We start from the raw sequence: 25,016 nt of genomic DNA on the forward strand, positions 1-25,016 counted from the left end.
TTATTTTGCCTGCACCTTACTTTGATAATACTCAGCTAACGTCATTCCCTGCACTTTATCTGATAAGAAACTAAATAAAGTTTCTAAATCGTGATATAGCCCTTCAATATCTTTTTCAGTACGAAATGTCGGGCTCCCCCCCGGCATAAATTCAGACGAGTGCAACATAAACTCTATATGATCATGGCCTTGAGCTAACGATTTTTCTGCTACTTCAATCATTTGCTGCGCATTGCCACCTTTAGGGCGTAACCAATTCACAGAAGGTGCTCGCTGTTTCCCTCTTAATTTATCGTAACCCTGCTTAATTTTATTCATTAACGGTGAGTGTTTATATTGAATACTCATCGGCACTTCTAGCAACGTTGAATTACCAGGTTTAGTGATATTCTCTAGATCCATAAAATAAGCATGACTTGGAAAATCAGTGTAATTAGTGCCTCCTGATTGTGCAGGATCGCCTCTGGTAAATCGCCAATCTACTTTAGGCGTGACAGAACAATCGACTTGATAACCAAATTCAACTAAAAGTTGTGCATAAACCTCATTAAATGCCCAACGACCGGCACGATGACTTAACATTTTAGTTTGTAGTTTATCTTCAAGTAAGTCCGTCATTAATGCGATTTTTTCTCGCATTTGTGCTTTAGGGTATTCAATTAAATAAGGCTGATAGTGTAAATCGTCATTTGTTAAAGACATTATTGGTGGACTATTCCACGCATGTAAGTGCATACCAATTTCACCCGTATTGCGGGCAATGACATCACGAGCAAACTCAATGTAAGCTTCATCCATTACCATTTCATAGTTTGTTAGCCAAACGGGTTTAAAATAAAAGCGCTCACAAAGCTGCTGAAAACGGGGTAAAAAATGCGTATTTTGTGTAGTAATATCACGTTCATTTTCCCAAAGATTATCGCCTTCGGTATCTAATGTGATAATAAATGCTGGTTTAGTCATGCATTCCCCGCCAACTTATGGATTATAGGTTCATAATTGAATGAATTGTTCTATGTTACGCAGTAGAAAACGGCAATTCAATCAATATAAATACAGTATGGTAGATGCATTCTGTGGATTTGTTTACAATTAGAGTATCTCACTAAAGCTAAAGTAATTATGACTAATATAAATCAATCATTTAATAGAATACTGGTTATTAAACTCCAACATCATGGAGATATGTTATTAACGACGCCCGTTATAGGCTCATTAAAATCAGCTTATCCTAATGCAACGATTGATGTTTTATTATACAAAGAAACATTACCTATGCTTGAGCACAACCCATTAATCAATAATATTTTTTATCTTGATCGTAATTGGAAACATCAAGGTAAATTGACTCGATTAAAAAAAGAGTGGGAACTTGGTCGAACATTACAAAAACAGCAGTACGACTTAGTGGTAAACTTAGCCGATCAATGGAAAGCGGCTATTTTTGCTTTACTTACCAAAGCAAAAACACGTTTAGGCTTTGAATTTGAAAAGCGTAAAGGTAGCCAATTTTGGCAAAAATGCCATAACATCATTGTTTCTACAGCAGATCATGGACAACTACACACTGTTGAACAAAACCTAAGTCTTCTTGCTCCACTTAATATTCCTATCATTTCAAATGTTATGATGGCTTATAGCGAAGCAGACAAACAGTGGTTAACTGAGACTATTGAAAAATATCATCTCCCTAAAAACTATATCGTTATACAACCAACATCTCGCTGGTTTTTTAAATGCTGGGATGAAGATAAAATAGCGATTTTAATTACAATGCTTCAGCAAAACCATTATTCCGTTGTTTTAACCTCAGGTCCAGAAGCAAAAGAATTAGAGATGATAGAAACTATTTTGACACAATGCCCTAACAAAGAAATGATAACAGTTTTAGCAGGGCAAACATCTTTATCTCAACTAGCTGTATTAATTGATAATGCAGGACTTTTTATTGGTGTTGATTCTGTTGCAATGCATATGGCAGCCGCATTAAAAACCCCTTTAGTTGCTCTTTTTGGTCCTTCTAAACTTGAACATTGGCATCCTTGGCAAGCGATAGGCGAAACAATATGGGCGGGTGATTATGACGATATTCCACACCCAGATCATATAAAAACAGACACCCAACAACGCTATCTTTCCGCTATTCCTGTTGATGTAGTTTACAACACAGCTATAAGGCATTTATCTTAATGAATCACCCATTACGACTCGCCATTGTTCGACAAAAATATCGCCCTGATGGTGGTGCTGAGCGCTTTATTGCCCGCGCATTAGATGCATTATCAAACGATGATCTTGAACTCAATGTGATCACGCGAGAATGGCAAGGTGAAACTAACCCAGACTGGCATATTCACTTATGTAATCCTCGAAAATTAGGCAGAATTAGCCGGGAATCGGGTTTCGCTAAAGCCGCTAGAGCCTGTTGGCAAGAACATGACTTTGATATTGTTCAAAGTCATGAACGTATTGCAGGTTGTGATATTTTTCGTGCTGGTGATGGTGTACATCGCCGATGGCTATTACAACGCCAAAGAATATTGCCTCATTGGAAAGGTCGCTGGCTATTTTATGATAGATACCATCGCTATGTTATGAATGCAGAAAAGCAGATGTATGCTGATCCTGCATTAAAACAAGTTATCTGCAATTCACAGATGGTAAAAAATGAAATTATTGAGGATTTTGGTGTCTCTGCCGATAAAATAACTGTCATTTATAATGCAATTGACCATAATGTTTTCGTACCTGCAAAAAATTCTCAAAAACAGAAATTAAAGACACAATATGATATTCCACAAGATGTGCCTTGTTTTATTTATGTGGGATCAGGTTTTGAACGCAAAGGATTAGCTGCTGCTATTTCAGCAATAGCGAAGACATCAGCTATATTGTTAGTTGTTGGAAGTGATAAAAATCAGCGAAAATACGAACAAATCGCAACACAATTAGGTTGTAAACAACGTATTTTCTTTTTAGGTATGCAGAAAAAAACGCTCGATTTTTATCAAATGGCGGATGCATTGCTTCTTCCTACTCTTTACGATCCTTTCCCTAATGTGATCCTTGAGGCATTATCGTGCGGTTTACCCGTGATCACTTCGACAACTTGTGGTGGTGCGGAATTTATTCAAAATGGTAAAAATGGATTTGTTTGTGATGCATTAGATATATCAGCATTAACTGATGCAATAGTGCAAATCCCCAAAAATACAGCGTGGACTGAAATGTCACAGGTGGCGAGAGAGACTATCCTCCCTTATACGCCACAACGATTATCAGGCGAGCTTATTTCACTTTATAAACGGATATTAGCCTTGTGAGTCAACAACATATACTTTTTATTATTGATGGATTACCGGGCGGTGGTGCTGAAAATGTCACGCTCAGGCTAGCTAATGGTTTTCATCAAGCAGGATATCAAGTCACATTGCTATCCTTACATAATAAATTAGCGTATGAACTACCTGATTTTATTGATTATATTGTTGATCATGATAACTATCGCGGTATTTTCAGGAAATTGACTGAAATATCGCGTAGAGCAAAATCCCTTGATAATGTACTAATACAACTTTTTGCAAAGAAGGGACATCCTGCGCTTGTTCTTTCTAACTTACATAAAACAGACCGTATTGTTTGCCGTTCCAAACAACTAAAAAGCTGTAATGTTTGGTACTGTATTCATGGTATTTACTCTCAATCTTATCTTGGGAATAAATCTGGATTTTCATATTGGTTGAAAAAAACCAAAATTCAGCGAGTGTATAAGAATAAAAATCTCGTCTGTGTATCCAATGCGGTTAAAGATGATTTAATCAATGCAATTGGTATTCATGCTCGCCAATTAAACACTATCTATAACCCTTTTAATATTGAAGAAATACAACAAAAAGCAACACAACCTAATGTATTTACTCAACAAGATTATATTTTACATGTGGGTCGATTACATGAAGTAAAAAGGCAAGATAGATTAATTGAAGCCTTTGCTAAAGCGGATTTACCTTGCAAACTCATTATTTTAGGTGAAGGCACACCCATTGTTAAACAACGATTAGAAGCTCAAATTAAACAACTTAACTTAATAGAGAAAGTCACACTTGCAGGTTTTATCCCAAACCCTCTCCCTGCAATTAAAGGCGCTAAAGTGGTTGCATTAAGCTCTGATAGTGAAGGACTTCCTACGGTATTAATTGAAGCATTAATCTGTGGTGTACCTATCGTCAGTACTCGATGCCCTGGTGGGGTCAGCGAAATTATGACAGACCAACTTTCTGATTACCTTTCTACAATGGATAGTAGCTCTCTCGCAGAAAAGCTTCGCCTTGCATATTATTCACCACCTCAAATATTGCCATCATCCTATGCAAAATTTGAACTAAACCATATTTTAAAGCAGTATATCGCTTTAATTCCTTAATCCGCGCTTACTTGTTTTACACACTTTCTCCCACACAGTGTGATACTATAAGCGTTCGTCTAGATAAGTGAATTTGATAGCATGTTGTTGCGTTTATATCAGGTACTTCTTTACCTTATTCAACCTCTGATTTGGTTACGTCTTTTATTACGTAGCCGTAAAGCACCCGCCTACCGTAAACGGTGGGGAGAACGCTATGGCTTTTGCAAAGGCAAAGTCGTGCCTCAAGGGATATTATTGCATTCCGTATCTGTCGGTGAAACACTTGCCGCAGTACCACTTGTTCGCGCCCTACGTCATCACTATCCTGATTTACCCATTACTGTCACTACCATGACACCAACAGGCTCAGAACGGGTTCGTTCTGCATTTGGTGATGATGTCTATCATGTCTATCTTCCTTATGATTTACCTTGTTCAGTTAATCGTTTTCTTAACACGGTTGACCCGAAATTGGTGATCATTATGGAAACCGAGCTCTGGCCTAACCTAATTTCAAAACTGCATCAACGAAAAATTCCGTTGATTATCGCCAATGCCCGTTTATCTGAGCGCTCTGCCGCTGGTTATCAGAAATTAGGCAGTTTCGTTAAAACGATGCTCCAAAAAATCACCTTAATTGCCGCGCAAAATCAGGAAGATGGCGAGCGTTTTATCGAACTGGGTTTAAAACGTTCGCATTTACATGTCACGGGTAGCCTAAAATTTGATATCTCTGTCACCCCAGAATTAGCCGCCAGAGCTGTTGCTTTACGCCGTCAATGGGCTGCTCATCGCCCAGTTTGGATTGCGACAAGCACTCATGAAGGTGAAGAAACTATTATTTTAGAGACACATAAAAAGCTACTGACACAATTTCCTCAACTTTTATTGATCTTAGTGCCCCGCCACCCAGAACGTTTCCCTAAAGCCGAACAATTAACACGTGAAGCAGGGTTAAAATATACTTTACGCAGCACAGATGCTGTGCCAGATGCACAAACTCAAGTGGTTATTGGTGATACAATGGGCGAGCTGATGTTGCTCTATGGTATTGCCGATTTAGCCTTTGTTGGCGGCAGTTTAGTAGAGCGTGGTGGTCATAACCCTTTAGAAGCTGCTGCTCACGCTATCCCTGTTATTATGGGACCTCATACTTTTAATTTTAAAAATATCTGTGCCAAGCTTGATCAAGCTGAAGGATTAATTACGGTTACAGACAGTGAATCGATGGCGACGGCGATTGCCTCATTGCTTAATGATGAAGATTATCGCCGTTATTACGGTCGCCATGCCGTGGAAGTGCTTCATGAAAACCAAGGGGCATTACTGCGTTTACTGACTTTACTTTCACCTTATCTTCCTCCTCGGAGTCACTAATGAGCCAAAGTCAGCGCCTTTCTGTGGTGATGATCAGTAAAAATGTTGCTGATGTCATTGGTGAATGTTTGGATTCCGTACAATGGGCTGATGAAATCATTGTGCTAGATTCAGGTAGCCAAGATAACACCTGCCATATTGCCAAAGAAAAAGGGGCAAAAGTCTTTATCAACAGTGAATGGCCGGGGTTTGGTAAACAGCGCCAACTAGCGCAACAATATGCCACTGGCGATTATGTTTTTATGATCGATAGTGATGAACGTGTCACACCTGAACTCAAAACCAGTATTCTCGCAGTATTGCAACAACCTGAAGAAAATGTGGTTTATAACTGTGCCCGCCGTAACTTATTTATGGGGCGCTTTATGAAACACAGTGGCTGGTATCCTGATAAAGTGACCCGTTTATATGCTCGTGAACGTTATCAATATAACGACAATTTAGTGCATGAATCATTAGAAACCCAAAGTGCAACAGTGAAAACCTTACAAGGTGATCTCTTACATCTTACCTGCCGTGATTTAATAGAATTTCAGCAAAAACAGCTAAAATATGCCTCCGAATGGGCAAAAGAGCGTTATCAACAAGGTAAAAAGGCTAATTTCGGCTCCATTTTAAGTCATACGTTAGGTGCCTTTTTTAAAACTTGGTTGTTAAGAGCGGGTTTTTTAGACGGGAAACAGGGGTTGATATTGGCATTTGTTAACGCACAGTATACCTTTAATAAATACGCCTCTTTATGGGAACTCAGCCAAAAGACCATCAATCATGAAAAATAAAGCTATCTACCCCGGAACCTTTGATCCTATCACTTATGGTCATATTGATATTTTAACGCGTGCGGCAGGTATGTTTGATACGGTTTTATTAGCGATTGCTGATAGCGCCCGTAAACACCCTATGTTCACCTTAGAAGAACGGGTTAATTTAGCTAGAGAGGTAACGAGTCATTTACCTAATGTTGAAGTCGTTGGATTTAGTGAACTGATGGCTAACTTTGCTAAGCAACAACAAGCCACCATTTTAATTCGCGGTGTCCGCAGCGTTTCTGACTTTGAATATGAATGGCAACTTGCCAATATGAACCGTCATTTTGCACCCGATCTTGATAGCGTGTTTTTGCTACCCTCTCAAAATCTTTCATTTGTCTCTTCATCTTTAATTAAAGATGTGGCACGCCATGACGGTGATGTCTCTACGTTTTTACCTAACGTTGTCACCACCGCCATGCTAAAAAAACTCGGTAAAATTTAGCGCTCATTTTCACCATGTTGGCAATGTCGGCAGAAAAATGTGCTACGTTGCCCTTGCTTAATACTTTCAATTGTATGTCCACAAATCAAGCAAGGTTTGTCTTTACGACCATAAACAAAGAGCTCTTGCGCAAAATAACCGGGTTTACCATCTGATTGCAGAAAATCTTTAAGTGTTGTACCACCTTGCTCAATGGAGCGAGTTAATACTCGCTTAATCGCCGTTACGAGTACCCTACACTCTTCTTGCGTTAAGCTATTGGCTTTTCTATCTGGCATAATGGCTGATGAAAACAGTGCTTCATTAGCATAAATATTACCCACACCAACCACTAATTTATTATCCATTAACCACGGCTTTATGGCTGTTTTTTTATTTTTGGATTGTTGATAGAGATATTCAGCATTAAATTCATCCGAAAGCGGCTCTGGCCCTAAGTGAGCTAATACAGAGCTTGTGGCTAAATCTTCGCACCATAGCCAAGCACCAAAGCGTCGTGGGTCGGTATAACGCAGTACCTTGCCATCACGAAAAACTAAATCGATATGATCATGTTTTTCTTCAGGTTGTTCCTCTAATAATATGCGCACACTTCCTGACATTCCTAAATGGATAATGATCCATCCTGTATTAAGCTCGACTAACAAATATTTAGCACGCCGTTTTACGCTTAAAATAGGCTCATCCAGTAAGGTTTTTATTTTTTCTGAAACAGGCCAGCGTAATTTACTGTTGCGTACAATGGCGTAGTGCAACACATTACCCACAAGGTGAGGTTCAATACCTCGGCGACTGGTTTCGACTTCCGGTAATTCTGGCACAGGTGACTCCATGATTATCAGATAAGAGATACAGCGATAACATCATTTTTATTGTATGATCAGCTTCCCTAAAAGTATAAAGGACGATAGCAGATTATTATGATGGTGTTTAAAGACTATAGTAAAAAATCCCTGTGGAATTTATCCATTATTGGGCTTTACATTATATTGATCTACTTACCGGATATCACCCGTTATAAAAATATTGTGATGGGATTGATTGGTGCAACAGCACTGTGGTATCTGGTACGTGATTTTAAAACTATCTGTAAAATCTTTAAAAATAATCTGGCTTTCTCGCTACTGTTTTTATTGCTGACTATTGGTTATTCCATCCTAATCTCAGTTGATCCAAGCATCAGCATTAAAGAGGTGAATAAACCCATTTTAAATGGCTTACTGCTTTTTGCTGTTACCTTTCCGATTGTATTATATAAAGAAAAACCAACTGATATTGCTAAGATGGTAATGGTGGCTTTTGCGATTGGGTTGCTGGTAATTATGGCAAAAGAGTTAGTGCAGTATTATTTAGAGTATCAGAAAGGTATTTGGCCTTTTGAGTCTAAAAGTCATAAATTTCACAGAGAAATATCTTATGCCTTACTCTTTTTCTATCCTATCATTCTTGTCTTTTTAGTATTAAATAAACATTTTTTTATAAAGCAAAGTTTACTATATTTTGGGGGAGTAGCATATTTGCTACTTATGCTAGGTACTTTGGCTAGAAGTGCTTGGATATCTCTATTAGTTGTTTCATTCTTAATCTTATTGATCAATCGCCAGTGGCTACTTGCAACTATAGGCACTTTTATCAGTATTATCTTACTTTTTGTAATTATACAATTAACGCCGGAAACTCCCTTAGATAAAAGAAATCCATCTAGGCTACAATATAAATTAACGCAATTTGATAGTGGTGATCGTTTTATCAATGGCACATACCATTCAGCAATTAATCTTATTCTAGAGAACCCCAATAAAGGTTATGGCTACGGTAATCAACTTTACCATAATGTCTATAATGAGCGCGTTAAAGATTATCCAAAATGGAAATTTAAAAAATCCATTGGTCCCCATAACATCTTTTTAGCTTTTTGGTTTGCAGGTGGTATTTTAGGGCTATTGGGTATTCTCTATCTTTGTTCTTCCATTATTGCGCAAGGTATTCAGCTAATAAGAAAAAATTCAGGGATTATTCGCCAAGCCGCTTTAGTATTACTGATGTCATTTTTAGGTGTCTATGTGTTGCGGGGATTATTTGAAAATGCCTATATCAATCAAGTGGGTATTTTGGTTGGATTAATGTTGGCGTTGCGCCACGCTTTACTCAATAATCAATCAGCAACATCGCCAGATAAACAGCCATAGATCACCGAATTAACGCCTCGATTGCTTTTAGAATAACTTCAGCCCGTTTATCCCAGTTGTAATAATTTTCAACCAGAGAACGGGCATGAGTGGTTTTTTCTTTAGCTCGTTGCGGGTTTTCTCTTAGCTGTATTATCTGTTTTGCAAAACTCTGCGCATCGCCACTATCTGCAAAACTTACCGCTTTTTCATCTACAACATCACGAATTGAAGGAAAATCTGAAATTACCACAGGTTTTTCCATCGCCATATATTCAAATAACTTAAGTGGTGAAGTGTAACGACTTCCAATACTCGTTAACGTAAGTGGAAGTACACAAATATCATGTTGACCAATTGCTTCAAAACGTTTTTTGGGATCAATAAATCCCAAGAAATTCACTTTATCTTTTACATCCATTTCTTGAGCTAATAAAGTTAATCCTTCAATCTGTTCTGGTGTCCCTCCAGCGATATTAAGCCTTGCATTATCAAGATATTTCATTGCTCGCATCATGGTTGGAATCCCCTTCCATTTATGCAAGCTCCCTAAATATAACACCTCAGTAACGCTTTTCTCAGAAACTAATGGTTTGACTTGATAGTCAGCCACAGCATGTAAATCAACGCCATCAGGAACCACTGTTATTGGCGTAGTAACTTGATATTGCGAAACAATATCATCTCTTAGTAATGAAGTAAGAACAAAAATCCCCGTCGCTCGGCTATAAACCAACTTCTCCATCTTTAATAGCTTATGGTATTTGGCACGATTCTTTTTTTTCTCAAATGAATGAGACTCTGCAAAAGATTGTGCAAATATTTCATGGCTTTCAAAGAAGAGGGGAGTTTCTGGATAATTTTCACAGAGATAACACGCTAGTTTTAAATTACGGGTAAACAACGCATCAACGTTATTTTGCTTTACCCAGCGAGTAATCTGTAATGAAAAAAGTTTTTGTGAATTAAATGGGAAATACCATTTACGGCGAATATCTCTTAAAGAAACTAAATTCGCATTAGTATGAATTGAACGACCTAATATATCACTATCTCGATATTGCCCTTTAGGTGTGACTAAAGTGACATGTGCACCCGCTCTGGCAAATGCATCCACGTTTTGTAAAATTTGTAATGAAGCCACACGTAAGTCAGGCACTGGGTAAGGGTCAAGATAGGCAATTTTCATAATTATAACGCCAATGCCTGTAATAAACGTTGCGCCGAATGTTGCCAGGTATAACGCGTCTCTATACGGATACGTGCACTCTCGCCCATTGCTTTGCCTCTATCAGGTAATTGACGAAGATGATTAATTGCCATCACAATTTCATCTGCATTGCCAGGGGCGACCAATAACCCCGCAGTACCCTCATTGCCGACAACTTCAGGAATACCTCCGATATGGCTCGCAATAACGGGTTTGGCACACGCCATGGCTTCTGCAATCGTAATACCGAAGGCTTCATCTCCAGTACTTGGGAAAATGCCTGCATCACTGGCTGCATAAAATTCAGGTAATTGATTATGCTCAACAGGTTGATGAAAAATGACTTGTTCAGCAATACCTTTCGCCACCGCTTTACTCTTCAATCGTTCTAGATCATCTCCAGCACCGATAATCAAGAGCTTAATATCTTCACCTTTTAGTTTTTCAATGGCGTCAATCGCCACACTTAAACCTTTCCAACCGACTAATCGACCTGCAAATGAGAGTAAAAATGTAGACTGACTTATTCCTAGTTGCTCACGTAACGAGGTACTCATCGGCTGAAATTTTTCAATATCCACACCATTATAAATTACGCTCGGGAATTGCTTAAAATGGTGTTGGATTTGCCAAGCATTAAAATGGCTACATGCAACCCATGCTGAGATTTTCTTACCTAATCTACGATCACCTTTAAAAAAGCTGGTGCCGCCACTCATATAACAAAAGCGAGTTGAGGATGATTTAGGCATCATAGAAGGCCAAAAAAAGTCAAACGGTTTGGTTAAAATCACCCAATCAAAATGTTGGTTGATAACATCTTTTTTAGCGTGTCGTGCAAAAGTGTAACGCTCAACAATACGGCGAAAACGTCCACCGAGATCGATAACTTTATCCCGCGGTGTATAAGGGTAAGTGTGTACTTGTATTTGGCGTCCTGCCAGATTGTGCCGAATATCGCCATTGCCACCATAAAGATGAACTTCATGCCCAGCATCATGCAATTGTTTAGCCAGTTCCCAAACGGCTGTTTGGATCCCGCCATAAGACATGGTGATTGTGACATCAATTATACCGATCTTCATGGATTACTTTTTCACCTTCATTCCATTCATGATTTTACGCACAGCATTCCACACTTCTTCGACTGATATTTCAGCCATATCGTCTTCACGGCGGGCATTATCCAATGATGTTGGATGTTGGATAACCTGACAACAAGAATGTTGTAGAGGGGCTAAATAGCATCCAGGATGATAGCTATGATATAGCGCCACCATTGGGATATCTAAAGCACCCGCTAAATGTGTAGGTCCCGTATCAACACCAACATAAAGCGATAAATTTGCCATAATTGCCGCATTTTGTCGCATTGAAACACGTCCCGCCAAGGCTAAACAATGCTCTTCACCGATTTTTTTAGCTAAATCAATGGATAATTGTTCGCTTTCCTTACTACCTAATAGCAAAAAGTACGTACTCGCGTCATGGGTAATAATCTGTTTTGCTAATTGCAGAAAATTTCCCACAGGCCAATCTCGATAGGCTTTAGCCGGAAAACTCTGTAATTGAAAACCAATAATATTCTTATTAATTAATGAATTATCTTTTAAAAACTGTTGTGCAAAAGTCGTTTCTTCCTCATTGATAAAGTAACGTAATTGCCAACAACTCGGATAAATCCCTAATGCATTAATTAATAAGGCACGTTCTTCTTGTGCCACCATTGGCGACTTAGGACGCGCAACCCAAGTCACATTGCCTTGCTGCTGAGAAATATCAGCAAAAGCAACGGTATGATGAGATTGGCGACGAGCATAATTCACCAGTTCACTATCATTGCCATATACTAACGCTAAATCATAAGGCTTATGGGGTAACCAACCTGTCCAAATCGCCCTTTTTTTAGAAAAAGGTCTAATGCTATCAATATCAGGGTTATGCTCAAGAATGCATGCGCTACGTTTATGTGCAAGTACATGAATATGAGCATTGGGCCAATGCTGTTTTAAGGCATGAATAACGGGGGTGATAAGTAATGTATCACCAAAACGCGCTACCGCTATAACCAATATATTTTTTGGATCCATATGCTTTTTATTTGGCTTAAATGATACATTTACTTCTCAGACTATACACTAAAAAGTATTACAAATATTCATCAATAAGATGAATATACCAAGTTGATAATAGAGATAATCGTTTCACGACTTTATTATCAACATTAATCATACTGATTTATTTTTACCGTTGATTGCCTGAATAAAGATCCTTTCCATCTTATCTAACATATTATCTAAACCAAATCGTGAAATGGCATGTTCAAGCGCAGCTTTACCCATCTGTTCACGCAACTCATCTGAGATCATTAATTTAGCTAAATGACGGGTTAATAATTCTTGTACTTGCGGTACTAATGTAAAACCGGTTTTACCATCAATAACGGCTTCGCTAATCGCACCAACCGTCGTCGATACGACAGGTAAACCACATGCCATCGCTTGCATAATCCCTTGAGGTACACCTTCATTCCCAAAAGACGGTAATGCAAAAAGATCCATTGTATTTAAACAATCGGGTACATCATTACGATTGCCAAGGAAAAAGATACTTTGTTCTAGCCCCGCCTCTTTCACCATCGGCTCTAAATTTTTACGCTGAGGTCCATCACCAACAAAAATTAATTGCCAATCAGGAAACTGTTGATGCAATGATTTCCAAGCTTCTACCAAATATTTATGCCCTTTCCACACTCGCATGGTCGCCACAATACCTAATGTCGGTTTATTCGGTATGCCAATTTTTTCTCTAGCTTGTTGTTTATCTTGTGGAAAAAAACGTTGCAAATCGATCCCTGTAGGCACCGATGTCATTTTTTCTAATGGGAATTTGTTATGCTGATGGAGCGTCTGGCGTAATTTCTCCCCCGTTGTCACAACATGGGCACTGGATGAAAGATACAGCCATCGTGTTGGTAATGAGCGTGAAACATCCGTAGAAACATGACGAGTTCGAACCACCACTGGTGAATGGCGTAATGTGGCACAAGAAGAGGCAACTAGCCATGCATCCGTTGAACTATGAGTGTTGATAACATCAAATTGATGACGATGTAATTTCAGCCATTGGCGAAGTGCTTTTAATGATGAAATACGTTTTTTTTCAATGGGTAATGTGAAAACCTCAATACCATAATCAGGCGCAGCTTTAGCAATTTTAGAGGTAGGACAGCACACTAATGCAACTCGGTGTCCTCTGCGGATCATGCCTTGAGATTCCGTCAGTATACGAATTTCCTGACCACCCCATCCACAAGATGATTCTGTATGTAATATTGATAGTGCTGACTTACTCATCCGCAATCCATTCACCTGATGATTTAAAAGAACCATAGTATAACTAAAGAGCAAGCGAAGATCACAATAGCTTTACTTTGCTATACTTAGCAGGCTCCAGATAACAAAAAACCCGACACTAAGGTCGGGTTTTTTAAGAAAACTAAAATTATTTAATTTTAGCTTCTTTATAAAGCACATGTTGACGAACAACTGGATCGAATTTTTTCATTTCCAGTTTTTCTGGCATAGTGCGTTTGTTCTTCGTAGTGGTATAGAAGTGACCTGTACCAGCAGAAGAAACGAGTTTAATTTTCTCGCGAATACCTTTAGCCATTTTTCAGCTCCTTAGAACTTCTCACCACGGGCACGCAAATCTGCTAATACAGATTCGATGCCTTTCTTATCAATCACACGCATACCTTTAGCAGATACACGCAGAGTTACGAAACGTTTCTCAGACTCAACCCAGAAACGGTGAGAGTGCAGGTTTGGCAGAAAACGGCGTTTAGTCGCGTTTAATGCGTGAGAGCGGTTGTTTCCACTCACAGGACGCTTGCCGGTAACTTGGCAGACTCGGGACATGTCTATTCTCCAAAAATCTAATCAGCTCGAGCTTTAATATCAGGTTTGACCGCCTCGTCAGGCTTTGGAGCCCATCTCAGCAACTTTTAACGATTGAAAAACTGTGTAAACACCTCAGAAAAAACTTGCTGAGATAGGCTCTTCTCGCCAAACCCAAGATCCTCAAAGGTGGCGTAGTATACGCCCAATGGCCTCAACGCTCAAGACCCGTACAAATAAAGATTGACAATAATTACAAAAATATTTGCTACAACCAACCTCGTTCTGCGAAAGAAACACAATCATCATGCCCTATCACAAGGTGATCGAGTACATTTACACCCACTAATTGGCAAGCAGTAAAAATTTTTTCTGTTATTTCTTTATCTGCGAGACTTGGTTCGCAAATACCAGAAGGGTGATTATGAGCAAGAATGATAGATGTTGCATTCTTTTTTATTGATTGACGGACAATTTCTCTCGGATGAACTTCTACTCGGTTAATTGTTCCTTTAAACATCTCTTCAAAAGCAATCAATTGATTTTGATTATCAAGAAAAAGGACCACAAACACCTCACGGTCTCGCCAATGAAGTAATTTTTGTAAGTAATGCTTTGTATCTTCAGAAGAAGAAAGTACATTTTTATACATAAATTGTGTTGTCGAAAAGCGTTGTGCCATTTCATTGATAGCTTGCAACTGAGTAAACTTTCCCATACCAACGCCTTTAAAACGCCCTAATGTTTCATAATCAGCATTAATAACGTGATAAAGAGAACCACACTCTTTAAGTAAAAAAGCCGACAATTCTAATACAGACTTTTCATAAGTGCCGGTGCGTAAAAAGAGCGCCAATAACTCAATATCAGTGAGTGATTCCACGCCATACAGTAATAATTTCTCTCTAGGTAAAAGTTCACTAACCGATTGATTTTCCATCCGTGGACTCCTTAATAAGCAAAGGCTGTGGTATTAATGATCTATTTTATTTATTCACATAAACATTAGTATTTAGGTGAAGCATTAGTCATCATAAAATGCCAATCATAAAACAACTGTTGTTTTATACAGCTAAATTACTATAAACTGCTCATCTTGTATAAAAAAGACACACATCAAATTTCTGCGAGATAAATCGCAAAAATTTAATCTATAAAACATGAAGTTACATAGAATTCCGAATTCACGATTACCTTGTGGTAAAATTACGGACAATTATTTATGTACTTAGGCATTTCATCATGACTACACTTCACGACAAAAAGATTATTCTTGGCATCAGTGGTGGTATTGCGGCCTATAAAGCACCCGAACTTGTACGCCGTTTACGTGAAAAAGGCGCAATTGTACGAGTTGTAATGACACCCGCGGCTCATGCATTTGTGACGCCTTTGTCACTACAAGCTGTTTCGGGTTTTCCTGTTGCTGATGATTTACTTGATCCTGCTGCAGAAGCCGCTATGGGGCATATTGAGTTAGGCAAATGGGCTGATTTAATCTTACTTGCACCCTCGACTGCCGATCTTATTGCACGTTTACGAGTGGGTATGGCAAATGATTTACTTACCACACTCTGTTTAGCGAGTAGCGCACCTATCGCTATTGCGCCAGCAATGAATCAGCAAATGTACAGAGCCACAATTACACAAGAAAATTTATCCGCTTTAGAGCAACGTGGCTGTTTCATTTGGGGACCTGATTCTGGTAGTCAAGCTTGTGGTGATGTAGGACCTGGACGAATGTTAGATCCTCTGGCACTCGTCTCATTAGCTGAAAAACAACTTGCTTTACAACCACAAGATTTTGCAGGTAAAAAAATCACGATAACCGCAGGGCCTACTCGCGAAGCCTTAGATCCCGTGCGTTTTATCAGTAATCATAGCTCAGGGAAAATGGGATTTGCGATTGCACATGCAGCCGCATTACGTGGTGCTGATGTCACGCTTATCGCAGGGCCTGTCACATTACCGACACCGGCTTGTGTTAAACGTATTGACGTTGAAAGCGCACAAGAAATGTACGAACAAGTGATGTTAATTGCACCTTCACAAGATATTTTTATTGGTTGCGCTGCGGTTGCAGATTACCGCGCTAAACTTATCGCGGCTGAAAAAATAAAAAAACAAGGTGATGAAGTCACCATCACTATGGTAAAAAACCCCGACATTGTCGCGAGTGTCGGAAAAATGGTTGAACACCGTCCTTTTGTTGTTGGATTTGCAGCCGAAACCCAGAATGTGGAAGAATATGCCCGCAAAAAACGAGAACAAAAGCAGCTCGATTTAATCTGTGCCAATGATGTTTCAGTAGAAAATCAAGGCTTTAACAGTGATAACAATGCATTACACCTTATTTGGGCTAATGGAGAAACGCGCTTACCACACAGTAGTAAAGCACAACTTAGCCATCGCCTACTTGACGAGATAGCCAAACATTATGATGAAAAAAATTGATGTTAAAATCCTTGATGCACGTATTGGTCAAGAATATCCACTTCCTGCTTATGCCACAACAGGCTCTGCTGGTTTAGATTTACGTGCTTGCCTTGATGCACCATTGGTTCTTGAACCAGGGCAAACCGAATTATTACCTACAGGTCTTGCTGTACATATTGCCGATGAAGGATTAGCAGCAATGGTGCTTCCTCGTTCAGGTTTAGGTCATAAACACGGTGTTGTATTGGGTAACTTAGTCGGGCTGATTGATTCTGACTACCAAGGTCAACTGATGGTGTCAGTTTGGAACCGCGGTCAAACAGCGTTCACCATCGAACCGGGTGAGCGTATTGCTCAAATGATTATCGTACCTGTAGTTCAAGCTGAATTTAATATTGTTGAAGATTTTACCGCAACGGAACGTGGTAGCGGTGGCTTTGGTCACTCTGGCCGCCAATAATAAAGACGTCTTGCATTAATTATATCAATGACGATATCACTCCCTTTGCACTAACAACCTTAGTGCAAAGGTTTACTGATTTGTTTTGCTTTTAGCAGGGGCCTTATCAGTCATGGCAGAAGAAAAAGAAACCAAAAAGAAAAGAAATAGACGGGATGAAATCTTACAGTCACTTGCCCAAATGTTGGAATCAAGTGATGGTAGTCAGCGCATCACAACGGCAAAGCTTGCCGCCACTGTAGGTGTATCTGAAGCTGCGCTCTATCGACATTTTCCAAGTAAAACTAAAATGTTTGATAGCTTAATTGAGTTTATCGAAGATAGCTTAGTCTCCCGTATTAATTTGATTTTAAAAGACGAAAAAGACGCTGTTGCAAGAATTCGCTTAATTCTTATCTTGATCCTCGGTTTTGCTGAGAAAAACCCAGGACTCTCTCGAATTTTGACTGGTCATGCATTGATGTTTGAACAAGACAGATTGCAAGGGCGAATAAACCAACTTTATGAGCGCATTGAGGTTCAACTACGACAGGTCATTAAAGAGCGTAAAATTCGTGAAGGTAGTGCTTTCTTGCATGATGAAGCGTTACTTGCTTCACAACTACTCGCGTTTTGTGAAGGTATGCTAGCACGCTTTGTTCGTACAGAGTTTCGCTATCAACCCACTCAAGAATTTGAAGCTCGCTGGCCATTAATTTTGGCACAGTTACAATGAAATGATGGACTCGTGATTTAACTCAACAATTTGAAATTTACAGATATGCCGTTTTTTTCTTATTTGTGTTAACATGCGTCCTCTGGTACAGAGTTACCTAAATGTATTTATCAGGAATGGCACTCGTGCAGTTCCTATTTTGTGGCATTAGCGACTCGCTTTGCCCCTGCTGTAAAAGTCCTTTTTATATTTCAATATCTGTGATATTTGTCACAGAAGATTCATTGTACTACTCACCCCGCCCATAATTGGGCGAGGGCTTTTTTTTATTTATAATCGACCAACTCGTTTATCGCGTATTAACTTTATTAATTCACACCATAGCGCTCACGATAAGCTTTAACTGCAGGTAAATGCTCAGACAGAGTCTCACTCTCACTAAGGTAGCTAATTAAATCATCCAAAGTAATAATCGAATACACTTGGCATTGATAATCACGTTTTAACTCTTGTATTGCAGAAAGTTCTTCTCGCCCTTTCTCTTGTCTATCCAGACTTAATAACACCGCAGACAGCGTTGCATCATGCTGTTTGATGATTTCCATTGACTCACGAATTGCAGTACCTGCTGTAATCACATCATCAACAATCACTACATTACCTTTCAATGGGCTTCCTACTAATGTTCCTCCTTCACCATGATCTTTAGCCTCTTTGCGATTAAAACAGTAAGGGATATCGATATCATGATGTTCAACCAATGCGACTGCCGTTGTAGTTGCAATCGGGATCCCTTTATAAGCGGGTCCAAACAGCACATCACAAGACACATTATTATCTAATAATGTTTGCGCATAGAATTGCCCCAACAAAGCCAAATCACGCCCTGTATTAAATAAACCGGCATTAAAAAAGTAAGGACTCACCCTTCCTGATTTCAGCGTGAACTCACCAAATTTCAGGACATTTTTTGCTAATGCTAGTTCGATAAAGCGGCGTTGGTAGGCTTTCATTTTTTTCTCCTCTCTACGTTACTTGATGACAAATTTTAGGCATAAAAAAGGCGACTTCTCAGTCGCCTTTAAAAATAGAATTTATTGCTTAAGCGCCTCTTTTTGCGCTTCAAATATTTTCTCTAATCCCCCCTTTGCAAGGGCGAGTAAAGCAAGTAATTCTTCATGGCTAAATGGTGCACCTTCTGCCGTGCCTTGAACTTCAATCATTCGACCATCGTCAATCATCACCACATTCATATCTGTTTCTGCGGCAGAATCTTCAACATATTCAAGATCGCATAATGGTTCACCATCAACAATCCCCACAGATACAGCAGCGACCATTGATTTAAGAGGACTCTTTTTCAGTTTACCTTCTTCAACCATTTTATTTAAAGCATCAACTAATGCGACACAAGCACCAGTAATAGAGGCAGTCCGTGTACCACCATCCGCTTGAATAACATCACAATCGACAGTGATGGTAAATTCACCTAATGCTTTTAAATCAACAGCAGCACGTAATGAGCGTGCAATTAAGCGCTGAATTTCCATAGTACGACCCGTTTGTTTACCACGAGCCGCTTCACGTGCATTTCGACTATTTGTTGCGCGAGGAAGCATGCCGTATTCTGCGGTCACCCATCCTTGCCCTTGTCCTTTAAGAAAACGTGGTACACCGTCTTCTACAGTGGCATTACACAAGACTTTAGTATCACCAAATTCAACTAATACAGAACCTTCAGCATGTTTTGTATAGTGGCGAGTAATGGTAATAGGACGTACTTGGTTTGCTTGTCTGTCTGCTGGACGCATGGTGTTATCTCCGCTTTCTCTGACATATTGGGGGCGCATTATACGACCTAAAATGGCTTATGCCTATCCTTGTATTGATGCATAGGGTTATAATCGTATCATCTTTTACACTATTGAGACCCTATTATGATCCGTAGCATGACCGCTTTTGCTCGCAGAGACATTAAAAAAGACTGGGGTAGCGCTGCATGGGAACTGCGTTCCGTAAACCAACGTTACCTTGAAACTTATATTCGTTTACCTGAGCAATTACGTAGTTTAGAACCTGTTATTCGTGAACGTCTACGTAATCGCTTAACACGCGGTAAAATTGAATGTAACTTACGGTTTGATCTTAATGCTCGCTTTCAAGGCGAACTTAACCTGGATGAAAATCTCGCAAAACAACTCATTGTTTCTGCCAACTGGGTAAAAAGCCACAGCCACGAAGGCACTATTAGCCCATTTGATATTTTACGTTGGCCCGGTGTTATTTCAGCACAAGAGCAAGATTTAGATGCCATTGGTACTGAGCTTTTAGCGGAATTAGATTTGGCAATTGATGCTTTTATTGCGAGCCGTGAAACCGAGGGGCAAGCACTTAAAGCGCTAATTGAGCAGCGTTTAGATGCAGTTAGCGAAGAAGTTATTAAAGTAAGAGCACAAATGCCAGAAATTTTACAATGGCAACGTGAACGCTTAACCAGCAAATTAGAAGAAGCGCAAGTTCAAATTGATAATAATCGTTTAGAACAAGAGTTAGTGATGTTAGCGCAACGCTTAGATGTCGCTGAAGAGCTGGATAGATTAGAAGCTCACGTTAAAGAAACACGCAAAATCCTCGTTAAAAAAGAAGCGGTAGGTCGCCGTCTTGATTTTATGATGCAAGAATTTAACCGTGAATCGAATACATTAGCGTCAAAATCAATTAATACAGAAGTCACCAATTCAGCCATTGAATTAAAAGTTTTAATTGAACAAATGCGCGAGCAGATCCAAAATATTGAGTAAGATTTCTTAGCTGTTTACAGCCCATCATTAAGCCAGTAGATACCTTGTATTTGCTGGCTTTTTTGTTATAAAAATTTTCTAATTTTAGTTAGCTTCATTTTTATAAATGAAAATTTATACACCTAAAATGTACAATTCAAATGTACATTAAATAATGTGAGAAAATATTATGCATACTTATCCCTCGACTCAAGCTCGGGCTCATATTTCTGAAGTTTTAGACACCGCTATTCATGGTGAGCCTGTAGAAATAACCCGCAGAGATGATACATCTGCCGTAGTTATTAGTAAGGTTGAATTTGAAGCATACCAAAGCGCAAAACTGGATACTGAATTCAATATAATAATGCAACATCATGGGCATACAATAAAGGCATTAACAAACCGATGAGTTGGGTAAATGCAAAAGAAGTCATTGCTTTTTAATCACTCACCTAACGCCTTTCTAATAAATCCTCTATTTTCATTAAGCATTTTTGTCGCTTGTGGGGCATCTATATTTGCTAAGATCATCAAAATCGCCGTTTTACAGTGACGCTGACATTGTGACAATGCCGCTTCAGCGACAGATCTTTCACACTCAGTGGCTTGCATAACGATACGAATTTGACGCTCAACAAGCTTAGCGTTAGTGGCTTCAACATCCACCATTAAATTACCAAAAACTTTACCCATTTTGATCATCGCACCTGTCGTGATCATATTAAGAATAAGTTTTTGCGCCGTGCCTGCTTTCATGCGTGATGAACCGGTAATAACTTCAGCCCCCACAATAGGTGTAATAGCGATATCGGCAATTTTAGCGATAGCACTTTCAGGATTACAACTAATCGCCCCTGTTGTTGCACCTAATGATTTAGCGTAATTCAATGCACCAATCACATAAGGTGTTCTGCCACTTGCTGCAATACCCACCAGCACATCTTTCTGATTAAATTTAAGCTGACGTAGATCTTGCTCACCAAGTTCTTGGTCATCTTCGGCATTTTCGACCGCTTGTAAAATGGCTTTATGCCCCCCGGCAATTAACCCCACCACCATGTCATGAGGTGTGCCATAAGTTGGAGGGCATTCACTGGCATCTAAAATCCCTAATCGTCCCGAGGTGCCTGCTCCGCAATAAATAAGACGACCACCTTGAGAAAAAGCAATTGCAACTTTATCAACTAATTGAGCAATGTCAGGTAACGTTTTCTCGACAGCTAATGGCACTTTTTTATCTTCATTATTAATAACTTTTAGCATGTCTAATGTTGAAAGCGTGTCTATATTTTTACTGTTATGATTTCTACTTTCAGTAACAAGATTGCTAAGGTCAATCGCCATTATTACTCTCCCTAGATTGTTATTTATTTGGTTAAGCCGAAGAAATAAACTGCTTTTATACCATTATTATTGGTAAGATTTTCAAAATCATTACAAACGGTACTCTACATGACATTTATTAAATCCATTTCGACCTTTATCAGTCTACTGACACTTTTTTTCTCCTTTTCTTTGCATGCTAATTTTGAAGAACAAGACAAAAGAAAATTTGAAGATACTCGCAAAGAAGCACTAAACCATAATGCACAGGCTCAATATCAATTAGCTGAAATGTATTTAATGGGAACCGGTGTTGAAAAAAACTTATTTAACGCACAATTGTGGGCAAATGAGTCTATAAAAAACGACTATGCCGATGCCTATGCATTACTTGCTGATCTCTATTTATTCAGTACTGATCCTTATTTTAAAAACCATTATGTTGAAGCGAGAAAATTAGCAACCATTGCAGCGGATAAAGGAAGTATAAGAGGAAAAATAAGCCTAGCAACCGCGCTGATATCACCTTTATCTGGTGAAACAGATTACAAAAAAGCCATTGTATTACTAGAAGAAGCAGCAACAACTCATCAAACCGAATTTGTCTATGCCCCAATTTGGTTAGGTGTTCTTTATAGCGGGGTGGGTACTGTGCCTGTAGATACGGAAAAAGCGAATATGTGGTTTGCGAAAGCGAACGAAATGACTTTTGAAGGATTTGCTCAAGCAATGGCTTCTTTTATGTTCTCTGGTCAATATCATATTATTGAACCGAATAAGCAAAAAGCTGACGAATTAATGAAACAGGCTTGTGAAGAAGCAAAAAAAGTTGGCAATGAGTTTTATTGCCAACAAGCGTTTAATTAACCCAAATTAAATCGAATAAATAACCCTAACTCAGAAAAGAGAAGGCAAATCTTGCCCTCTCTTTTATACCCTATCTGTCCTACCTAACGTTCTTTTATAGCGCCATACGGTATTCAATCACACCCGGTTTTTCGGCAACCCAGTTATATAAGCGCTGACCTCGTAAATTGGTTTCCTGCGTATGCCAATACAAACGAGCACAATCACGCTGTTTAGCCTGTTGATTTACAAACTCAATAAGTTGCTTACCTACATGGCGACCGCGGGTATCTGGTGAAACAAATAAATCTTCTAAATAACAAAAATCGCGTTCAGCCCATGTTGAACGATGAAAAAGATAATGAACAAAACCCAATACCTTTTCACTTTCCATCGCGACAGCACAATAAACAGGCTCTTTCTCATCAAAAAAACGCGCCCAGGTTTTTAATGTTATCTCTTCTGATAATTCAACTTTATAAAATGCTTGATAATTTAACCAATGCGGCAACCATTGAGCATAATGCTCTTGTTCAACAAACTGAATTGAAACAGTTATTGGTGTTGTGCTCATCTTTTCACTTCCTTCTACTTTTATAAATGCGATAACACGGTATCACCTGCCTTTAATCGTGGTCATGGTACGTTTAATTTTGGCTCTCAATAAGGTACACTTTTTGTGTTTTTATAGGGTCCACTTTATGAAACAGAAAAAAACAGCTTATTTTCCTAACCTTGTTTTAGAAGAAGGGCCTATTGGTTCTCAGGTTTATCACGCGATGAGAAAGGCTATTTTAGATGGGCGCTTAACATCAGGCAGTCGTCTACCCTCTAGCCGTACTTTAGCTGAAATGATGTCGATTTCCCGTAATTCTGTTATTGCAGGATTTGAACGTTTAATTGATGAAGGCTATTTATTGACTCGACGCGGTGCAGGAACTTTCGTGGCAAACACAATCCCTGATGCTATTATTTCAGATAAGTGGATCAAAACAACTCACGCGACTTCTTCACCATCCATTGAAACGCTAAATCCCAATATGCAAAAAGCACAAGCGTTTTGGCAACAGTCGCAACCAAATATCAATAGTAATCCGATATTTCATGTTGGTGTTGGGTGTGTAGATCTTTTCCCACATGAGCTTTGGGGAAGATTATTAGGACGAGTTTGGCGACAATCAAAAAAAGCACTTGCCACATTTAATTCACCAACAGGCTATACACCATTAAAAGAGATGATATGCCAATATATGCAATCAACTCGAGGTCTTTATTGCCAACCTGAACAAATCATTATTGTAAATGGAACACAGCAAGCGATTAACCTCACCACCAGAGTATTATTAACAGAAGGTGATACCGTTTGGTTAGATGATCCTGGTTATGACAGCGCACGAGGGATCTTCACGTCTTATGGTATAAAATCATACCCAATAAATTCAGATATCGATGGAATGGATATTGCCCAAGGGATCGAGCAATGCCCAGAAACAAAACTTGTTTTTACTACCCCTTCACATCAATTTCCTTTAGGTAATACGCTTTCACTTTCACGCCGTCTTGCGTTATTAGAGTGGGCGTCATCCAATAATGTGTGGATCTTCGAAGATGACTACAATAGCGAGTTTCGTTATCACTCTAAACCCATTCAATCTCTACAAGGTTTAGATAAATACCAGCGCGTTATTTATGCCGGTACGTTCTCAAAAATGATGTATCCCGGGTTTCGTTTAGGCTTTTTAGTGGTTCCTTTACCTTTAGTTGATACATTTAAAGTCGCTAAATACTACACCGATTCACATTCTGGCTTTTTAGAGCAAGCAACATTAGCGCTATTTATTTCTCAAGGGCATTATGCACGTCATGTTAGGCGTATACGAAAAGCCTGCTATGAACGCTATCAAGTGTTAACTAATGCGATAAAAACCCATCTATCTCATGTTTTTTGTGTTGAACCGACAGACTCTGGCATCCATATTGTCTGCTGGCTTCAGGCTGGCTATACAGAAGAATATATCGTGAAAAAGTCACGCGAAATCGGATTAGCCATACAGCCTTTATCACGTTACTGTATTCAACCTTATCCGAAACAAGGCATATTATTAGGATATGCTGCTCATGATCCTATTGAAATTGAAAAGTGTATTGTTTTGCTTGCTCAAACATTGTCTAAATAAATAACATCTATTCTTAATTATCA

27 protein-coding genes are annotated in these 25,016 nt (G+C 39.1%); 14 read left to right on the forward strand and 13 right to left on the reverse strand.

Annotated elements, in window-relative coordinates; genetic code table 11:
- Entirely contained in the window at positions 1–963 is a 963-nt protein-coding gene (locus tag DK865_RS06865) for a polysaccharide deacetylase family protein (RefSeq protein WP_109391520.1), read from the reverse strand.
- Between the two features lie 159 nt (positions 964–1,122).
- On the opposite strand from DK865_RS06865, the gene rfaQ reads away from it, so the two are divergent.
- The 6 genes from rfaQ to coaD all read left to right on the forward strand — a co-directional run bounded on the left by rfaQ (position 1,123) and on the right by coaD (position 7,036).
- Entirely contained in the window at positions 1,123–2,190 is a 1,068-nt protein-coding gene (rfaQ, locus tag DK865_RS06870) for a putative lipopolysaccharide heptosyltransferase III (protein ID WP_109391521.1), read from the forward strand.
- Complete coding sequence (locus DK865_RS06875; protein ID WP_109391522.1) at positions 2,190–3,323, forward strand: glycosyltransferase family 4 protein; 1,134 nt, start codon at positions 2,190–2,192, stop codon at positions 3,321–3,323. The genes rfaQ and DK865_RS06875 overlap by 1 nt, the downstream gene beginning before the upstream one ends.
- A complete protein-coding gene (locus DK865_RS06880; protein WP_109391523.1) occupies positions 3,320–4,423 on the forward strand; it encodes a glycosyltransferase in 1,104 nt (367 codons plus the stop codon). Before DK865_RS06875 ends, DK865_RS06880 begins: the two co-directional genes overlap by 4 nt.
- Positions 4,424–4,504: 81 nt before the next feature.
- A complete protein-coding gene (gene waaA, locus DK865_RS06885) occupies positions 4,505–5,782 on the forward strand; it encodes a lipid IV(A) 3-deoxy-D-manno-octulosonic acid transferase (RefSeq protein ID WP_023583392.1) in 1,278 nt (425 codons plus the stop codon).
- Positions 5,782–6,561 carry a glycosyltransferase family 2 protein gene (locus tag DK865_RS06890; protein ID WP_109391524.1) on the forward strand — a complete coding sequence of 260 codons (780 nt, stop codon included), beginning with the start codon at positions 5,782–5,784 and terminating at the stop codon, positions 6,559–6,561. The genes waaA and DK865_RS06890 overlap by 1 nt, the downstream gene beginning before the upstream one ends.
- A complete protein-coding gene (gene coaD / locus DK865_RS06895; protein ID WP_109391525.1) occupies positions 6,551–7,036 on the forward strand; it encodes a pantetheine-phosphate adenylyltransferase in 486 nt (161 codons plus the stop codon). The genes DK865_RS06890 and coaD overlap by 11 nt, the downstream gene beginning before the upstream one ends.
- On the opposite strand, the gene mutM is transcribed toward coaD, so the two are convergent.
- Positions 7,033–7,857 (reverse strand): bifunctional DNA-formamidopyrimidine glycosylase/DNA-(apurinic or apyrimidinic site) lyase, encoded by an 825-nt coding sequence (mutM, locus tag DK865_RS06900; RefSeq protein WP_109391526.1) that lies wholly within the window; start codon positions 7,855–7,857, stop codon positions 7,033–7,035. The genes coaD and mutM overlap by 4 nt on opposite strands.
- Positions 7,858–7,956: 99 nt before the next feature.
- Between mutM and rfaL the strand changes: the two genes are divergently transcribed.
- On the forward strand, positions 7,957–9,225 hold the full coding sequence (gene rfaL, locus DK865_RS06905; protein WP_109391527.1) for an O-antigen ligase RfaL: 1,269 nt from the start codon (positions 7,957–7,959) through the stop codon (positions 9,223–9,225).
- A 1-nt stretch (position 9,226) separates the two neighbouring features.
- Here the strand turns inward: rfaL and DK865_RS06910 are convergent, their stop codons facing one another.
- From DK865_RS06910 to radC, 7 genes are all read right to left on the reverse strand, one after another.
- On the reverse strand, positions 9,227–10,396 hold the full coding sequence (locus DK865_RS06910; protein ID WP_109391528.1) for a glycosyltransferase family 4 protein: 1,170 nt from the start codon (positions 10,394–10,396) through the stop codon (positions 9,227–9,229).
- Positions 10,396–11,499, reverse strand: coding sequence for a glycosyltransferase family 4 protein (locus DK865_RS06915; RefSeq protein WP_109391529.1), 1,104 nt, complete (start codon positions 11,497–11,499; stop codon positions 10,396–10,398). Before DK865_RS06915 ends, DK865_RS06910 begins: the two co-directional genes overlap by 1 nt.
- A 3-nt stretch (positions 11,500–11,502) precedes the next feature.
- Complete coding sequence (locus DK865_RS06920; protein ID WP_109391530.1) at positions 11,503–12,504, reverse strand: glycosyltransferase family 9 protein; 1,002 nt, start codon at positions 12,502–12,504, stop codon at positions 11,503–11,505.
- Between the two features lie 138 nt (positions 12,505–12,642).
- Positions 12,643–13,770, reverse strand: a complete 1,128-nt coding sequence (locus DK865_RS06925) for a glycosyltransferase family 4 protein (RefSeq protein WP_109391531.1) — start codon at positions 13,768–13,770, stop codon at positions 12,643–12,645.
- A 148-nt stretch (positions 13,771–13,918) separates the two neighbouring features.
- Positions 13,919–14,086 (reverse strand): 50S ribosomal protein L33, encoded by a 168-nt coding sequence (rpmG, locus tag DK865_RS06930; RefSeq protein WP_006534250.1) that lies wholly within the window; start codon positions 14,084–14,086, stop codon positions 13,919–13,921.
- An 11-nt stretch (positions 14,087–14,097) separates the two neighbouring features.
- Positions 14,098–14,334 carry a 50S ribosomal protein L28 gene (gene rpmB / locus DK865_RS06935; protein WP_036914542.1) on the reverse strand — a complete coding sequence of 79 codons (237 nt, stop codon included), beginning with the start codon at positions 14,332–14,334 and terminating at the stop codon, positions 14,098–14,100.
- Between the two features lie 247 nt (positions 14,335–14,581).
- Positions 14,582–15,253: a RadC family protein gene (gene radC, locus DK865_RS06945; protein WP_109391532.1), complete on the reverse strand. Its 672-nt coding sequence runs from the start codon at positions 15,251–15,253 to the stop codon at positions 14,582–14,584.
- A gap of 302 nt (positions 15,254–15,555) precedes the next feature.
- On the opposite strand from radC, the gene coaBC reads away from it, so the two are divergent.
- The 3 genes from coaBC to slmA all read left to right on the forward strand — a co-directional run bounded on the left by coaBC (position 15,556) and on the right by slmA (position 17,924).
- Entirely contained in the window at positions 15,556–16,767 is a 1,212-nt protein-coding gene (coaBC, locus tag DK865_RS06950; protein ID WP_109391533.1) for a bifunctional phosphopantothenoylcysteine decarboxylase/phosphopantothenate--cysteine ligase CoaBC, read from the forward strand.
- Complete coding sequence (gene dut, locus DK865_RS06955) at positions 16,751–17,209, forward strand: dUTP diphosphatase (RefSeq protein ID WP_006534255.1); 459 nt, start codon at positions 16,751–16,753, stop codon at positions 17,207–17,209. Before coaBC ends, dut begins: the two co-directional genes overlap by 17 nt.
- A gap of 112 nt (positions 17,210–17,321) precedes the next feature.
- The gene (slmA, locus tag DK865_RS06960) at positions 17,322–17,924 is read left to right on the forward strand and encodes a nucleoid occlusion factor SlmA (protein WP_023583381.1); all 603 of its coding nucleotides are present in this window, start codon (positions 17,322–17,324) and stop codon (positions 17,922–17,924) included.
- A gap of 308 nt (positions 17,925–18,232) precedes the next feature.
- Here slmA and pyrE read toward each other — a convergent pair whose 3' ends face one another.
- Positions 18,233–18,877 (reverse strand): orotate phosphoribosyltransferase, encoded by a 645-nt coding sequence (gene pyrE / locus DK865_RS06965; protein ID WP_099073912.1) that lies wholly within the window; start codon positions 18,875–18,877, stop codon positions 18,233–18,235.
- Positions 18,878–18,958: 81 nt separating this feature from the next.
- Entirely contained in the window at positions 18,959–19,675 is a 717-nt protein-coding gene (gene rph, locus DK865_RS06970) for a ribonuclease PH (protein ID WP_036914539.1), read from the reverse strand.
- Between the two features lie 126 nt (positions 19,676–19,801).
- Here rph and DK865_RS06975 point away from each other — a divergent pair, with 126 nt between their 5' ends.
- Positions 19,802–20,665 (forward strand): YicC/YloC family endoribonuclease, encoded by an 864-nt coding sequence (locus DK865_RS06975; RefSeq protein ID WP_036914536.1) that lies wholly within the window; start codon positions 19,802–19,804, stop codon positions 20,663–20,665.
- A 169-nt stretch (positions 20,666–20,834) separates the two neighbouring features.
- The gene (locus tag DK865_RS06980; protein WP_109391534.1) at positions 20,835–21,056 is read left to right on the forward strand and encodes a type II toxin-antitoxin system Phd/YefM family antitoxin; all 222 of its coding nucleotides are present in this window, start codon (positions 20,835–20,837) and stop codon (positions 21,054–21,056) included.
- A gap of 35 nt (positions 21,057–21,091) precedes the next feature.
- Here DK865_RS06980 and murQ read toward each other — a convergent pair whose 3' ends face one another.
- Positions 21,092–21,991, reverse strand: coding sequence for an N-acetylmuramic acid 6-phosphate etherase (gene murQ, locus DK865_RS06985; protein WP_109391535.1), 900 nt, complete (start codon positions 21,989–21,991; stop codon positions 21,092–21,094).
- Positions 21,992–22,099: 108 nt separating this feature from the next.
- Between murQ and DK865_RS06990 the strand changes: the two genes are divergently transcribed.
- The gene (locus tag DK865_RS06990; RefSeq protein ID WP_109391536.1) at positions 22,100–22,837 is read left to right on the forward strand and encodes a tetratricopeptide repeat protein; all 738 of its coding nucleotides are present in this window, start codon (positions 22,100–22,102) and stop codon (positions 22,835–22,837) included.
- A 94-nt stretch (positions 22,838–22,931) separates the two neighbouring features.
- Here DK865_RS06990 and DK865_RS06995 read toward each other — a convergent pair whose 3' ends face one another.
- Positions 22,932–23,390, reverse strand: a complete 459-nt coding sequence (locus DK865_RS06995) for a GNAT family N-acetyltransferase (RefSeq protein ID WP_109391537.1) — start codon at positions 23,388–23,390, stop codon at positions 22,932–22,934.
- Between the two features lie 127 nt (positions 23,391–23,517).
- On the opposite strand from DK865_RS06995, the gene pdxR reads away from it, so the two are divergent.
- Positions 23,518–24,993 carry a MocR-like pyridoxine biosynthesis transcription factor PdxR gene (pdxR, locus tag DK865_RS07000; protein WP_109391538.1) on the forward strand — a complete coding sequence of 492 codons (1,476 nt, stop codon included), beginning with the start codon at positions 23,518–23,520 and terminating at the stop codon, positions 24,991–24,993.
- Positions 24,994–25,016 lie beyond the last annotated feature (23 nt).

The organism is Proteus cibi (assembly GCF_003144405.1).
GTDB lineage: Bacteria > Pseudomonadota > Gammaproteobacteria > Enterobacterales > Enterobacteriaceae > Proteus > Proteus cibi.